This is a genomic window from Nonomuraea sp. NPDC001699 (assembly GCF_053596455.1).
Window position 1 is genome coordinate 44211 of record NZ_JBSFGF010000002.1, and the last position, 13147, is coordinate 57357.

15 protein-coding genes and 1 tRNA gene are annotated in these 13147 nt (G+C 72.0%); 13 read left to right on the forward strand and 3 right to left on the reverse strand.

Annotated features, from left to right (window positions below):
* Positions 1–34: 34 nt before the first annotated feature.
* Positions 35–775 (reverse strand): dienelactone hydrolase family protein, encoded by a 741-nt coding sequence (locus ACWCSU_RS05655; RefSeq protein WP_449933794.1) that lies wholly within the window; start codon positions 773–775, stop codon positions 35–37.
* Between the two features lie 49 nt (positions 776–824).
* Between ACWCSU_RS05655 and ACWCSU_RS05660 the strand changes: the two genes are divergently transcribed.
* The 8 genes from ACWCSU_RS05660 to ACWCSU_RS05695 all read left to right on the forward strand — a co-directional run bounded on the left by ACWCSU_RS05660 (position 825) and on the right by ACWCSU_RS05695 (position 5439).
* Positions 825–1244 carry a MarR family winged helix-turn-helix transcriptional regulator gene (locus ACWCSU_RS05660; RefSeq protein WP_357698844.1) on the forward strand — a complete coding sequence of 140 codons (420 nt, stop codon included), beginning with the start codon at positions 825–827 and terminating at the stop codon, positions 1242–1244.
* Positions 1245–1294: 50 nt separating this feature from the next.
* Entirely contained in the window at positions 1295–1510 is a 216-nt protein-coding gene (locus ACWCSU_RS05665; protein ID WP_357698841.1) for a helix-turn-helix domain-containing protein, read from the forward strand.
* Between the two features lie 3 nt (positions 1511–1513).
* A complete protein-coding gene (locus tag ACWCSU_RS05670) occupies positions 1514–2044 on the forward strand; it encodes a Clp protease N-terminal domain-containing protein (protein ID WP_449933796.1) in 531 nt (176 codons plus the stop codon).
* Positions 2045–2149: 105 nt separating this feature from the next.
* Positions 2150–2222 (forward strand) — tRNA-Ala (locus ACWCSU_RS05675).
* Positions 2223–2362: 140 nt separating this feature from the next.
* The gene (locus tag ACWCSU_RS05680) at positions 2363–3178 is read left to right on the forward strand and encodes a hypothetical protein (protein WP_449933798.1); all 816 of its coding nucleotides are present in this window, start codon (positions 2363–2365) and stop codon (positions 3176–3178) included.
* A complete protein-coding gene (locus ACWCSU_RS05685) occupies positions 3175–4305 on the forward strand; it encodes a sensor histidine kinase (protein ID WP_449933800.1) in 1131 nt (376 codons plus the stop codon). The genes ACWCSU_RS05680 and ACWCSU_RS05685 overlap by 4 nt, the downstream gene beginning before the upstream one ends.
* The gene (locus tag ACWCSU_RS05690) at positions 4302–4943 is read left to right on the forward strand and encodes a response regulator (protein WP_449933802.1); all 642 of its coding nucleotides are present in this window, start codon (positions 4302–4304) and stop codon (positions 4941–4943) included. Before ACWCSU_RS05685 ends, ACWCSU_RS05690 begins: the two co-directional genes overlap by 4 nt.
* A gap of 49 nt (positions 4944–4992) precedes the next feature.
* A complete protein-coding gene (locus tag ACWCSU_RS05695) occupies positions 4993–5439 on the forward strand; it encodes a MarR family winged helix-turn-helix transcriptional regulator (protein ID WP_449933804.1) in 447 nt (148 codons plus the stop codon).
* Here the strand turns inward: ACWCSU_RS05695 and ACWCSU_RS05700 are convergent.
* Complete coding sequence (locus ACWCSU_RS05700; protein ID WP_449933806.1) at positions 5436–6908, reverse strand: pyridoxal-dependent decarboxylase; 1473 nt, start codon at positions 6906–6908, stop codon at positions 5436–5438. The two genes, ACWCSU_RS05695 and ACWCSU_RS05700, sit on opposite strands and share 4 nt — an antisense overlap.
* An 88-nt stretch (positions 6909–6996) precedes the next feature.
* A complete protein-coding gene (locus tag ACWCSU_RS05705; protein ID WP_352326433.1) occupies positions 6997–7182 on the reverse strand; it encodes a DUF4236 domain-containing protein in 186 nt (61 codons plus the stop codon).
* Between the two features lie 218 nt (positions 7183–7400).
* Between ACWCSU_RS05705 and ACWCSU_RS05710 the strand changes: the two genes are divergently transcribed.
* The 5 genes from ACWCSU_RS05710 to yjfF all read left to right on the forward strand — a co-directional run bounded on the left by ACWCSU_RS05710 (position 7401) and on the right by yjfF (position 13116).
* Complete coding sequence (locus ACWCSU_RS05710; RefSeq protein ID WP_449933808.1) at positions 7401–8150, forward strand: metallophosphoesterase; 750 nt, start codon at positions 7401–7403, stop codon at positions 8148–8150.
* Between the two features lie 440 nt (positions 8151–8590).
* On the forward strand, positions 8591–9562 hold the full coding sequence (locus tag ACWCSU_RS05715) for an ABC transporter substrate-binding protein (protein WP_357698822.1): 972 nt from the start codon (positions 8591–8593) through the stop codon (positions 9560–9562).
* A gap of 52 nt (positions 9563–9614) precedes the next feature.
* Positions 9615–11123: a sugar ABC transporter ATP-binding protein gene (locus tag ACWCSU_RS05720; protein ID WP_449933811.1), complete on the forward strand. Its 1509-nt coding sequence runs from the start codon at positions 9615–9617 to the stop codon at positions 11121–11123.
* The gene (locus ACWCSU_RS05725; protein WP_357698814.1) at positions 11123–12136 is read left to right on the forward strand and encodes an ABC transporter permease; all 1014 of its coding nucleotides are present in this window, start codon (positions 11123–11125) and stop codon (positions 12134–12136) included. The genes ACWCSU_RS05720 and ACWCSU_RS05725 overlap by 1 nt, the downstream gene beginning before the upstream one ends.
* Before the next feature lie 5 nt (positions 12137–12141).
* Positions 12142–13116: a galactofuranose ABC transporter, permease protein YjfF gene (yjfF, locus tag ACWCSU_RS05730; RefSeq protein WP_449934757.1), complete on the forward strand. Its 975-nt coding sequence runs from the start codon at positions 12142–12144 to the stop codon at positions 13114–13116.
* The last annotated feature ends 31 nt before the right edge of the window (positions 13117–13147 follow it).

Below are 13147 nucleotides of genomic sequence, written 5' to 3' on the forward strand. Positions count from 1 at the left end.
ACCGGCGGCCCTGACCGCGCGCGGCTCCTGCGGGTCAGGCTCTGGCGGCCAGGAAGGTGAGCACCCGCCGCCACGCGTCGGCGCAGACCGCCTCGTGCTCCTCGCGGGCCTCGTCGAAGAACCCGTGCGGGGCGCCCGGGTAGACGACGATCTCGTGCTCGATCCCGGCCTCGGTCAGCGCGTCCCCGAACTCCGTCACCTGCTCGGCCGGGATGCCCTCGTCGGCCCCGCCGAACAGGCCGAGGATCGGCGCGCCCAGCTCGGCCGCGTGCTGGGTGGGCCCGGGGCCGTACGGGCCGGCGATCCCCGGCGCGCCGTAGAACCCGATCACGCCGGCGAACCCGAACCCGGGCGCCGAGGCGAAGAACGCGTTCCGCCCGCCCATGCAGAACCCGAGCGCCACGGCCGGCCCGCCCAGGCGCCCGGCCGCGGCCCGCAGGTCGGCCTGGATGTTCTCCCTGGTCAGCTTGGGGATGTGGGCCATGACCTGGAACGACTCACCCCGGTCGTCGTCGGCGGCGGTCCGGCCGTAGTAGTCGATGGCGACGGCCGGGTGCCCCTGCTCGGCCAGCCGTACGGCGAGCTGCTTGTAGAAGCCGTGCAGGCCGCGGACGTCGGGGAGGATCACGACGCCGGGGCCGCTCACCCGGTCGGGACGGGATTCGTAGGCGGCGAACGACGTGCCGTCGGCGGAGGTCAGGCGGAGGTCGGCGGAGCGGGTGCCGGTGATCGGCGGCTGTGGGCGCGGTGGGGCGGCGTCGTTGTCGTAGCACATAGTGCCGGGAAACTACCAAAGCTGGATTGATAAAGCTAGACTTGGTTTCGTGCTAGCCAAGGATCTGCGGATCTCGGTCGGGCGGCTCGCCCGCCGCATCCGGCAGCTTTACACCAACGCCTCCGGCGACGACGTCTCCTTCACCGAGCTCGCCGTGCTCTCCCGCCTCGACCGGGACGGGCCCCACACCTCGGCCCAGCTCGCGCACCTGGAACGCATCACCGCCCAGGCGATCGGCACCGTCCTGGGCGGCCTCCACCAGCGGGGCATGGTGGCCCGCGAGCCCGATCCCGCCGACCGGCGACGGGTGATCACCGCGATCACCGGCTCCGGCCGCGCCGCGCTGGACAGCCGCGAACAGGTGATCACCGAACGCCTGGCCGCGGCCGTCGACTCCCTCACCCCGGACGAGCGCGACCGCCTCGCCGCCGCCCTGCCCGTCCTCGTCGGCCTGGCCGAACGCCTCTGAGGCGTCAGCATGTGTTGACAAGTGAGCGTCTGTCAGCACATGCTGACACCATGGACGTCACCGAACTGGCCGAGGCGGCCTCCGACCGCGACCCCGGAACGGGCCTGGCCGCCGTCGCCGCGCTCAGGGCCCTGCTGGAGGAGCTGGAGGCCGTCCACGTCACCAACGCCCGCGCGGCGGGGTGGTCGTGGGAGCAGATCGCCGGCGCGCTGGGGGTCCGGCGGCAGTCCGCCCATCGCAAGCACGCCCGCAGAACGGGGAGGTAGCAGGTGTTCGACAGGTTCACAGAAGGCGCCCGACGGGCGGTGGTCCGGGCCGGTATGCTCGCGCTCGACGCCCACCGCGACACGCTCGACGCCGACCTCCTGCTGCTGGGGGTGGCCGAGGTGCGGCCGTTCTCGCTGTCGTCGTTCACCGCCTCCGGCGCCGACCTGCGTACCCGGATCGACCTGGGCGACGCGCGGGAGCTGCTGGCCACCCTCGGCATCGATCTCGACGAGGTGCGCCGCCGTACCAGGGCGGGGACGGACGCGCCCGAGCGGTGGGTCCTGCGCAGGTCCCGGCTGCGCCCGCTGCGCGTGACCCTGGACGGGCCGCTGGGCGGCATCCCGCTGGCCATGCACGCCAGGAAGGTGATCGAGGTGGCCATGTGGAAGCCGGGACCGGTCACCGGTGAACGACTGCTGTGGGGCCTGCTGGCCGACGGCGCGAACGGCGCCGGCCGCCTGCTGCGCGAGGCCGGGGTCGACGTGGCCGCGCTGGCCGGGGAGGCGGGCATCCCGGTCCGCCGCGCCGCCTGACGCGCTCCCTTCCGGGCGGGCCGGAGACCTCCTCCGGTCCGCCCGGGACGCGGGATCCGGCGTGACGCGAGGGCTCCGGAAGTCCGATACACTTGGTGATCGCAAGGGGCTATGGCGCAGTTGGTAGCGCGCCTCCATGGCATGGAGGAGGTCTGGGGTTCGAATCCCCATAGCTCCACAGAAATTCAGGCGGCGTCCGCAAGGGCGCCGCCTTTTTCGTTCCCGTGCGCAGCGGGTCGTGTCAATACCTCTCAGGTCACCTCTTGGCCGGACCTCAGGGAGACGCGGGCGGCGGGCCCGGGGCGCGATCGTCGAGGCATGCCATTCCAACGACTGCAGATCTCGGCGCTGACCGTCCTCGCGTTCGTCGTGGCGCTCGCGCTCGCGCCGCTGCCGACACTGCCGTACACCACGGGGTTCGCGCCGCACTGGGTGACCATCGTGGCCGCCGTGCTGGGGGCGGTCTTCGTGGTGCGGCCGCACCCGGCGGGGCTGCTGCCCGCCCTGCTGCTGCTGTGGTCGGCGGGCGGTCTCGTGCTCGACGTCTTCCGCGCCTTCTTCGCGCTCACCGGCATCCCCGCCGGGGAGTTCGCGCAGGTCGACTGGCCCGGGATGGCGCTGCGCGGGCTCAGCCTGGCGGGCTGCGCGCTGCTGGGGGCGCTGCTGCTGCCGCGCATCCGGGTCCCCGGCGGGGCCTGGCTCGGGTACGCCGCGTTCGCCATCGGGTTCGTCTATCCCTCGGCCAAGCTCTACTGGTCGGCGGGCGGCACCTGGCTGCGCCCCGCGGACTACGGCGAGGGCTTCCCGTACGGCGAGTTGGTCATGCTGGCCATCGGGGCGGTGGGCTCGCTGGCCCTCGTCCAGAGGTGGGGGCGGTGGCTGCCGCGGCGGCTGGTGCTGGCCGGCGGTTGGACGGGCGCCGCCATGTTGACCACTATGGGTGCCATGTCTGTTCTCGGCACGCTCTCCCAGCTCCTCGGCATCACCCGGGGGCCCGTGCCGCTGTCCGAGCCCGCCACGGTGGCGGCGGTCGCGGTCGTGTACGGGAGCTGGCTGCTGTTCGGGCTGGCGGTCGCCGGGGCCACCCTCTCCTACCAGCGCACGACCTCCGGCCGGCGCGCGACGCCACGATGACGCCCCGCCGCGCCGACGTCGTCCTGGCCCTGGCCGCCGGGGTGCCGCTGTTCCCGCTCTCCCTGACGGTGGCGGTGCTGTCGGTGCCCGGGGTGCGCGCGGTCCTGCTGGCGGGGGCCTGCCTGGTGGCGCACGCGGCCGTCGCGTACCGGCGGGAGACGTGGGCGTTCCTCGTGGTCGGCGCGGCCTTCGCCGTGCAGGCGGCGGTGACCGGGTTGTTCCTCGTGCTGCCGTCGGCGGCGCTGTTCCCGCTCGCGGTCTACTCCTGCACCGCGCACGCCCGGCGTCACCCGCCCCTGGCGGTCGGCCTGGCCGGAGCGGGCGTGGCGGCGGCCAGGTTCGCGACAGACTCCAGCGTCGCGGCCGCCGGGCTGGGGCCGGACCCGTGGCTGCTGTTCGGGCTGCTGGCCGCGGTGGCGGTCGCGGCGTGGGGGCTCGGACTGTACCGGCGGACCCAGCTCGCCCACCTCGACCTGCTGCGGGAGCGGGCCCGCGAGGCCGCGACGCGGGCGGCCGCCGAGGAGCGGGCCAGGATCGCCCGGGAGATGCACGACGTGGTCGCCCACGCGCTCGCCGTCATCGTCGCCCAGGCCAGGGGAGGGCGGTTCGCGCCCGCTCGCGCGGAGGAGATCCTGGCCGCGATCGAGGAGACGGGACGCGCGGCCCTCACGGACATGCGGGCCGCCGTCGGCGTGTTGCGCGCCGCGCCGGAGGGCGGGCCGTCGCCCGGCCTGACCGGCCTGCCGGACCTGGTGGCGCGCACCCGGAGCGCCGGGCTGCCGGTGGAGGAGACCGTGCGCGGCACCCCGCACCCCCTCGGGCCGGGCGCCGACCTCGTCGCGTACCGCGTCGTGCAGGAGGCGCTGACGAACACGCTCAAGCACGCGGGCGCGGGCGCGCGCAGCACCCTCCGGCTGGACTGGACGGACGACGCCCTGCGCATCACCGCCGGTGACACCGGCGGTTCCGCCCCCGCCGTGACACCCGGTGATGGGCGCGGCGACGGGCCGGGGAACGGGCTGGCGGGGATGCGTGAGCGGGTGACCGCGGTGGGCGGGACCCTGGACATACGGACGGAGGAGGAAGGCGGGTTCGTCGTCGAGGCCCGACTTCCGTACCGGACATGACGATCGGGGTCTACGTCGTCGACGACCAGCGGCTGGTGCGTACCGGCACGGTGATGGTGATCGACGCCCAGGACGACATGCGGGTGGTCGGGGAGGCGGGCGACGGGGTCGAGGCGCTGGCCGGGCTGCGCGCGGTGACGGCGGACGTGGTGCTCATGGACGTGCGCATGCCGCGCATGGACGGCGTCGAGGCGACCCGCCGGCTGCTGGCGTCCGCCGACGCGCCGAAGGTGATCGTCCTGACCACCTTCGACCTGGACGAGTACGCCTTCGCCGCACTCCGGGCCGGAGCCTCGGGGTTCCTGCTCAAGGACGCCCCGGCCGAGGAGCTGCTGGCCGCGGTGCGGACCGTCCACCGGGGGGACGCGGTGATCGCGCCCTCGACCACCCGCCGCCTGCTCGACCACGTCGCCCCGCACCTTCCGGCCGCCGGGCCGGACCCGCTGACCGACCGCGAGCGTGAGGTGTTGCGGCACATCGCCTGGGGGGAGACGAACGCCGAGATCGCGGGCTCGCTGTTCCTGTCCGAGGGGACCGTCAAGACGCACGTCGGCCGCATCCTGGGCAAGCTCGGCCTGCGCGACCGGGTCCAGGCGGTCATCTGGGCCTACGAGCACGGCCTGAACCGCCACCCCTGAAGCGAATCGTTCATCTTGTGAATGATGTATTGACGCTACCATTGCGGATGTGGATGAAGCCAAGCCGGTGTCGGTGGCGGGGACGATGGCCTTCAGGATCGGGACGCTCGGCGCGATCGTCACCGAGCGGTTCACGGCCGCGATCGTCCCGCTCGATCTCAAGCCCAAGCACGTCGGCCTGATGACCCTGCTGGAGGCGCGCGGCGCGGCCTCGCAGCTCGACGTCGCCAGGGCCATGGGCGTCGCGCCGAGCCTGGTGGTGACGCTGGCCGACCACCTCGAACGGCTCGGCGCGATCTCACGGGTGCGCGACCCCGACGACCGGCGGCGTCAGGTCCTCGACCTCACCGACGACGGGCGCGCGCTGCTGGGCCGGTGCCTGGAGGTGACGCTGGAGCTCGACGCGGAGCTGACCGGCGGGCTCGGCCCAGGGGACCGGGCCGTGCTCGCCAAGGTCCTCGGCGCCCTGGCCGCGCAGGCCGGGCTGCCGATCTAGCCGTTCCGGGCGGTGTGCCGGGTCAGGGCGGCGTGTTCCCGGCCGATGTCGGCCCAGGCCTGGTCGACGTGGCGGCGTTCGGTGGCGGGGCCGCCGATGGCCATGCGGAGCACGATCCGGTCGCCGATCCTGGTGTGCGTGAGGTAGAGGGAGCCGCCCGCGTTCAGGGTCTCCATCAGGCGCAGCGTGGCCGCGTCGGCGTCGGCGGGTGACAGGCCGGGCCAGCGGGGGCGGAAGCAGACCAGGCCGAGCGGGTGCGGCTCGTGCAGCTCGAAGGCCGGGTCGGCGGCGATCCGGGCGGCCAGGTCCTGGGCCAGGGAGACGCCCTTGCGGATGTGGGCGCGCAGGCCCTCGGCGCCGTACCAGCGGATCACCGACCACAGCTTGAGCGCTCTGAAGCGGCGGCCCAGCGGGATCTGCCAGTCGCGGTAGTCGACCACCGAGCCGGTCGAGGTCGCGGCGTTGCGCAGGTATTCGGGCAGGATCGACATCGCGCCGAGCAAGGGGGCGCGGTCGGCCGTCCACAGCACGGTGCAGTCGAAGTTGGTCAGCAGCCATTTGTGCGGGTTGGTGGAGTAGGTGTCGGCGTACTCGGCGACGCCGTCGTTGAGCATCCGGAACTCGGGGCAGACGGCGGCGACCCCGGCGTAGGCCGCGTCCACGTGCAGCCACACGTCGTGCTCGCGGCACACCTCGCCGATCTCGGGCACCGGGTCGACGGCCGCCGTGGAGGTGGTGCCGACGGTGGCGCAGACCATGGCGGGCACCGCGCCGTCCGCCTTGTCGGCCGCGATCAGCTCGCGCAGGCGTCCGGGGTCCATGGCCAGCGTACGGGGGTTCACGTCGACCACCCGTACGCCGTCGGAGCCCAGGCCGGCGACGCGCGCGGCCTTCTCCAGCGAGGAGTGCGTCTGCGACGAGACGTAGATCGTGTACCGCTCGGCGATCCCCGTGCGCCCGGCCCGGCCGCCGCTCGCCCGGTGCAGGGCGGCGAGCAGCGCGACCAGGCAGGCGCTCGACGCGGAGTCCTGGATCACGCCGCCGCCGCGCGCGTCGGTCCTGAAGTGGGCGGGCAGGCCGAGCAGGCTCGCCAGCCAGTCCACCACCACGGTCTCCAGCTCGGTGCAGGCCGGGCTGGTGACCCACAGCATGCCCTGCACGCCGAGCCCGCTGGAGAGCAGGTCGCCGAGGATGGCCGGGCCGCTGGCGTTGGAGGGGTAGTAGGCGAAGAAGGACGGGTGCTGCCAATGGGTGATCCCGGGCAGCAGGATCGTGTTCAGGTCGTCCAGGACGGCCTCGAACGGCTCGCCGTGCTCGGGCGGCTCCGCGGGCAACGCGCTGCGGATCTCTCCCGGCTCGGCCCGCGATCTGACCGGACGGGACTCGATGCCCGCCATGTAGTCGGCGATCCAGTCGACGACCTGCCTGCCGTGGCGGCGGAACTCCTCCGGGCTCATATGGGCGTTCATGCCTACAGATCATCATCCGTCCGGCGTCCCGGGAAGACGGGAACGGGCCGGAGGCCGCTCGCCTCCGGCCCGTCGTTCCGGCGGGGGATCAGCGCCCGCTGAGCGTCTTGCGCCAGTGGAAGCCGCCGGGCAGATTGACCGACAGCGTACGGCGGCCGTCGGCGGTACGCGTCACCCTGAACAGCCGGTTGCCCCAGCTGTGTCCAACGCCGCCGCGGGACAGGTTCAGCCGGACCGGGCCCAGCTTGATCGTCTTGCGGTAGCTCCAGCTCATCGGACTCCTCCATCGAGGTCGTGAGAGCCCGTCAACTACCCGAGAAGCCCGCATTTATCGGGGTTTTCCGCGCCCGGGACGCTGCGATCCCCGAACGCCCAGGTCACGACTCCGGACGCGCCGAGCCACTGGTCTCGCGTTTCAGCACGGAACTGGATCTTACGACCGCTTCGGCAGGCGGCTAGCGTCGAGGACGTATCCCGAAAGGACTTCTCGTCATGCTCGTGATCGCCCATCTCGGCGACATCCACATCGGCGGCTCGGACCGGTCCGTCGAGCGCGCCGACGCCGTCATGCGTTACCTGGACGCCCTCCCGTACGACCTCGACGCGGTGCTCGTCAGCGGCGACATCGCCGACCACGGGCTGGCCGAGGAGTACGAGCAGGCGCGCAAGCTGCTGACCTCGCGCCACCCGGTCCTGGTGTGCCCCGGCAACCACGACGTCCGGGAGGAGTTCCGCCGGGTGCTGCTCGGCGAGCCGGCCGCGTCCGGGCCGGTCAACCGGGTCCACCGCACGGACGGGGCCGTCTACGTGGTGTGCGACTCCTCCATCCCCGGCCAGGACGCGGGCGACCTGGACGACGAGACGCTGGCCTGGCTCGACGGCGTGCTCGCCGGTGAACGCGACCTGCCGGTGCTCGTGGCCTTCCACCACCCGCCCGTCACGCTGCACTCGGCGGTCGACACGATCATGCTGGAGCGTCCGGAACGCCTCGCGGACCTGCTGGCCGGGCATCCGGGCGTGACCGCCGTGCTGGTCGGCCACGCCCACACGGCGGCGGCCACCACGTTCGCCGGACGTCCGCTGCTCGTGGCCCCGGGCGTGGTGTCCACGCTGAGGCTGCCGTGGGAGGGCGCCACAACGCTGGCCGGCTGCGCCGACTACGCGCTGCCGCCGGGGCTCGTCTTCCACGTCCTGGACGACGACGGCCGGATCACCACCCACCATCGCGTCGTGCCGGTCTGAGGCGTACGGCGGCGGGCGGGCCGGGAGGCCGTGGGCTTCCCGGCACCGGGACGGATCGCTGCATATGGGCGCTCCTCGGACAAGAGGCTGTTAGCGCTATCAGGGGAAGTGAGCGCTAACAGAGGCAATCGGCGCCACGTTAGGGACCGGATGCCCCTGGAGTCAAGGGGTGTCCGGCGTGACGTGACCGTAATGAAGGGGACCCTTGACGGGGGTGCTTGTTAACGTTCACAGTCATGGCCAAGCGCGGAAATGAGCGGTCGCGGGGTCGGTCCGGGACCGTCTCCTCCCGGTCGCGGCCGAGGAGGCGAGGTGGCGCCCCGCGGTCGCCGGCCCGCGAGACGGGCGCGGCCCGACGGGACCGCGCAGGCCCCCGAGACAGGAAGGCGCAGGCGGCCGACCTCGGCTGTTAGCGCTCACATGAGAAGGGAACCCCCCACGTGTTAAAGAGGATCTCGGCGCTGCTGCTCGCCGGGCTCACCGCGATGTCGGTGGCGAGCTGCGGCGGAGGCAGCGGCGGCAGCGGCGGCGGCGGCTCGATCACCATGGGCTTCGCCCAGGTCGGCGCGGAGAGCGGCTGGCGCACCGCGAACACCAAGTCCGTCCAGGACTCGGCCAAGACCGCGGGCGTGACGCTCAAGTTCTCCGATGCCCAGCAGAAGCAGGAGAACCAGATCAAGGCCATCCGCTCCTACATCCAGCAGAAGGTGGACGTGATCGCCTTCTCGCCGGTGGTGGAGTCCGGCTGGGACACGGTGCTCAAGGAGGCCAAGGACGCGAAGATCCCGGTCATCCTGACCGACCGCGCCGTCGACTCCAAGGACACCTCCCTCTACAAGACCTTCCTCGGCTCGGACTTCGTCGAGGAGGGCAAGAAGGCCGGGCAGTGGCTGGTGGAGGAGTACAAGGACGTCAAGGACCCGGTGAACATCGTCGAGCTCCAGGGCACCACCGGCTCGGCCCCCGCCAACGACCGCAAGGCCGGGTTCGCCCAGGTCATCGGCGCGGACCCGAAGTTCAAGGTCGTCGCCTCGCAGACCGGCGACTTCACCAGGGCCAAGGGCAAGGAGGTCATGGAGGCCTTCCTGAAGTCCACCCCGGACATCGACGTGCTGTACGCCCACAACGACGACATGGGCCTGGGCGCGATCGAGGCCATCGAGGGCGCCGGCAAGGTGCCCGGCAAGGACATCAAGATCATCACCGTCGACGCCGTCAAGGACGGCATGCAGGCCCTGGCCGACGGGAAGATCAACTACATCGTCGAGTGCTCGCCGCTGCTCGGCCCGCAGCTCATGGACCTGGCCAAGAAGGTCGTCAAGGGCGAGCAGGTGCCGGCCCGCGTGGTGACCGAGGAGACCACGTTCACGCAGGAGCAGGCCAAGCAGGTCCTGTCCAGCCGTCAGTACTGATCGCACGGGGCCGGGCCCGGAGCCCGGCCCCTTCAGGCGGAAGGGGAGGCGCATGGCCGCACCCGGGCCGGTCCTGACGATGAACGGGATCGGCAAACAGTTTCCCGGGGTCAAGGCCCTGGACGGCGTGGACCTGCGGCTGCTGCCCGGCGAGGTGCACGCGCTCATGGGCGAGAACGGCGCGGGCAAGTCCACCCTGATCAAGGTGCTCACCGGCGTGCATCCCGCCGACTCGGGCACGATCGAGCTGGGCGGCCGGCCCATCGCCTTCGCCGGCCCGGCCGAGGCGCAGCAGGGCGGCATCAGTACGGTCTACCAGGAGGTCAACCTCTGCCCGAACCTGTCGGTGGCCGAGAACATCTTCATCGGCCGCGAGCCGCGCAGGTTCGGGCGCATCGACTGGAAACGCGTACGGGCCAGGGCCGGCGAGCTGCTGACCAGGCTGGACCTGAGCATCGACGTCTCGGCGCCGCTGTCGGCGTACTCGCCGGCGGTGCAGCAGATGGTGGCGATCGCGCGGGCGGTCGACATCGAGGCACGGGTGCTGATCCTGGACGAGCCCACCTCCAGCCTGGACGCCGACGAGGTGCGGCAGCTCTTCCGGGTGATGCGGCGGCTCAAGGAGGAAGGCATCGCCATCCTCTTCGTCTCCCACTTTCTCGACCAGATCCACGAAATTTCGGACCGTATGACGATCCTGCGCAACGGACGGCTCGTCGGCGAGTACCTGACCCGCGAGCTGCCCCAGATCGAGCTGGTCGGCAAGATGATCGGACAGGAGCTGGCCGCCCTCGAACGCCTGCACGGCGAGGCCAAGGTCTTCGACCGCCCGCTGGTCGAGGCGCGCGGACTGGGCCGGGCCGGGGCCGTCGAGCCGTTCTCGCTCACCATCCACGAGGGCGAGGTCGTGGGCCTGGCCGGGCTGCTCGGCTCGGGGCGTACCGAGGTCGCGCGGCTGCTGTTCGGGGCCGACCACGCCGGCGGCGGCGAGCTGGCCGTCGGCGGCGCGCCCGTCGCGCTGCGCACCCCGCGCGCGGCGATGAACCACAAGATCGCCTTCTGCTCGGAGAACCGCAAGGAGGACGGTCTGATCCCCGACCTCACCGTGCGCGAGAACATCATCCTGGCGCTCCAGGCCACCCGGGGCTGGACCAGGCCCGTGCCCCGCGAGCAGCAGGACGACCTGGTCGGCCGGTACGTCAAGGCCCTGCGGATCAGCCCGCCCAACCCCGAGCACCTGGTCCGGAACCTGAGTGGCGGCAACCAGCAGAAGGTGCTGCTGGCGCGCTGGCTCATCCTGGAGCCCCGGCTGCTCATCCTCGACGAGCCCACCCGGGGCATCGACGTCGGGGCCAAGACCGAGATCCAGCGCCTGGTCGCCGAGCTGTCGGACGGCGGCATGGCGGTGCTGTTCATCTCCGCCGAACTGGAGGAGGTGCTGCGGCTCAGCCACAAGGTCGGGGTGCTGCGCGACCGGCGGCTGGTGGCCGAGCTGCCCAACGACGACGCCCTGACCACGGACGTGCTGATGGAGACGATCGCGAGCGGAGGGCGGGCCTGATGCGGCGGCTGCTGTGGCCGGTGGTGGTGCTCGCGCTGCTGCTGGCCCTGAACGTGTTCTTCACCCCCAGCTTCTTCTCCGTCCAGGTCAGGGACGGCCACCTGTACGGCAGCCTGATCGACATCCTGCGCTTCGGCGCGCCGCTGATCCTGGTCTCGCTCGGCATGACGCTGGTCATCGCGACCGGCGGCATCGACCTGTCGGTGGGCTCGGTGGTGGCGATCTCGGGCGCGCTGGCCTGCCTGCGGATCAGCGAGGACGCCGGCGTGCTCGCCGCCGTGGCGCCGGCGCTCGGGCTGTGCCTGGTGCTCGGCGCATGGAACGGGTTCCTGGTCGCGCAGGCGGGCATCCAGCCGATCATCGCCACGCTGATCCTCATGGTGGCCGGGCGCGGCCTGGCCCAGCTCATCACCGACGGGCAGATCATCACGGTCAACAGCCCGGCGTACAAGCTGATCGGCGGCGGGTATCTGCTGGCGGTGCCGTTCGGGGTGCTGCTGGTGCTGGCGGTGCTGGCGGTCACCGCGTTCCTGACCCGGCGGCTGGCGCTGGGCCTGCTGATCGAGTCGGTCGGCGGGAACGGCGAGGCCAGCAGGCTCGCGGGCATCAGGTCGCGGGGGATCATCATCATGGTCTACGCCTTCGCCGCCCTGTGCGCGGGCATCGCCGGACTCATGATCAGCTCGAACGTCTCCAGCGCCGACGGCAACAACGCCGGCCTGTGGATCGAGCTGGACGCCATCCTGGCCGTGGTGATCGGCGGCACCTCGTTGTCGGGCGGCCGCTTCTCGCTGGGCGGGACCGTGCTCGGCGCGCTCATCATCCAGACGCTGACCACGACGATCTACTCCATCGGCGTGCCGCCCGAGACGACCCTGCTGTTCAAGGCGCTGGTTGTGACGGCGGTCTGCCTCGTGCAGTCGCCGTCGTTCCGCGCGAAGGCGTTGCGCCGGCGCGTCCGGAGCGCGCCGGCCGGCTCGGCCCCCGAGGAGAAAGTGCGGGTGACCCTGTGACGACCATGACCGTGGGCCGGGTCGCGTTGCCGGCCCGGTATCTGCCCGTTCTCGTGACGGCCTGCCTGTTCGTGGCGATGTTCGTCGTGGGCGGCGTGCGGTACGAGGGGTTCGCCGGCGGGCAGGTGGTGCTCAACGTCTTCATCGACAACGCGTTCCTGCTGGTGGTGGCGGTGGGGACGACGTTCGTGATCCTGACCGGGGGCATCGACCTGTCGGTGGGGTCGGTGGTGGCGCTGTCCACGATGATCTCGGCGTCGCTGATGTCGGGGCCGGGGTGGCCGCCGTACGTGGTGGTGCCGCTGGTGCTGGCCGTCGGGGCCGGGCTCGGGCTGGTGATGGGGTACATCGTGCACGCCTTCGACATCCAGCCGTTCATCGTGACGCTGGCCGGGATGTTCCTGGCCCGGGGGCTGTGCTACACGATCGGCACGGAATCCATCCCGATCGAGGACCCGACGTTCACGGCGTTCGCGCAGACCAGGATCGACCTGGTCGCCGGTCTGTGGATCTCGCCGAGCGTGCTCGTCGCGGTGGCGGTGGTGCTGGTGGCGGCGTACGTGCTGCACTACACCCGGCTCGGCCGGGCCGTGTACGCGACGGGCGGCAACGAGCAGTCGGCGCTGCTCATGGGCCTGCCGGTGGGACGGACGAAGATCACGGTCTACACGGTGAGCGGCCTGTGCTCGGCGCTCGGCGGCGTGCTGCTGTCGTTCTACATGCTCTCCGGCTACGGCCTGCACGCCGTGGGCATGGAGCTGGACGCCATCGCCGCCGTGGTGATCGGCGGCACGCTGCTCACGGGCGGCAGCGGCTTCCTGCTCGGCACGGTGCTCGGCGTGCTGGTGCTCGGCCTGATCCAGACGATCATCAGCTTCGAGGGCACGCTCAGCTCCTGGTGGACCAAGATCTTCATCGGTCTGCTGCTCTTCGTCTTCATCGTCCTGCAACGGCTCTTCAGTGCGCGCTCAAGGCGCTGACCTGCGAGGAGGCTGCCGCGAACGTTACCTA

Bases quoted from the DNA above. Each gene is read 5' to 3' on its own strand.
- ACWCSU_RS05690 (WP_449933802.1), top strand. From the start codon at position 4,302: ATGACGATCGGGGTCTACGTCGTCGACGACCAGCGGCTGGTGCGTACC.
- ACWCSU_RS05680 (WP_449933798.1), top strand. From the start codon at position 2,363: ATGCCATTCCAACGACTGCAGATCTCGGCGCTGACCGTCCTCGCGTTC.
- ACWCSU_RS05685 (WP_449933800.1), top strand. From the start codon at position 3,175: ATGACGCCCCGCCGCGCCGACGTCGTCCTGGCCCTGGCCGCCGGGGTG.
- ACWCSU_RS05665 (WP_357698841.1), top strand. From the start codon at position 1,295: ATGGACGTCACCGAACTGGCCGAGGCGGCCTCCGACCGCGACCCCGGA.
- ACWCSU_RS05720 (WP_449933811.1), top strand. From the start codon at position 9,615: ATGGCCGCACCCGGGCCGGTCCTGACGATGAACGGGATCGGCAAACAG.
- ACWCSU_RS05725 (WP_357698814.1), top strand. From the start codon at position 11,123: ATGCGGCGGCTGCTGTGGCCGGTGGTGGTGCTCGCGCTGCTGCTGGCC.
- ACWCSU_RS05655 (WP_449933794.1), bottom strand. From the start codon at position 775: ATGTGCTACGACAACGACGCCGCCCCACCGCGCCCACAGCCGCCGATC.
- yjfF (WP_449934757.1), top strand. From the start codon at position 12,142: ATGACCGTGGGCCGGGTCGCGTTGCCGGCCCGGTATCTGCCCGTTCTC.
- ACWCSU_RS05710 (WP_449933808.1), top strand. From the start codon at position 7,401: ATGCTCGTGATCGCCCATCTCGGCGACATCCACATCGGCGGCTCGGAC.
- ACWCSU_RS05705 (WP_352326433.1), bottom strand. From the start codon at position 7,182: ATGAGCTGGAGCTACCGCAAGACGATCAAGCTGGGCCCGGTCCGGCTG.
- ACWCSU_RS05700 (WP_449933806.1), bottom strand. From the start codon at position 6,908: ATGAACGCCCATATGAGCCCGGAGGAGTTCCGCCGCCACGGCAGGCAG.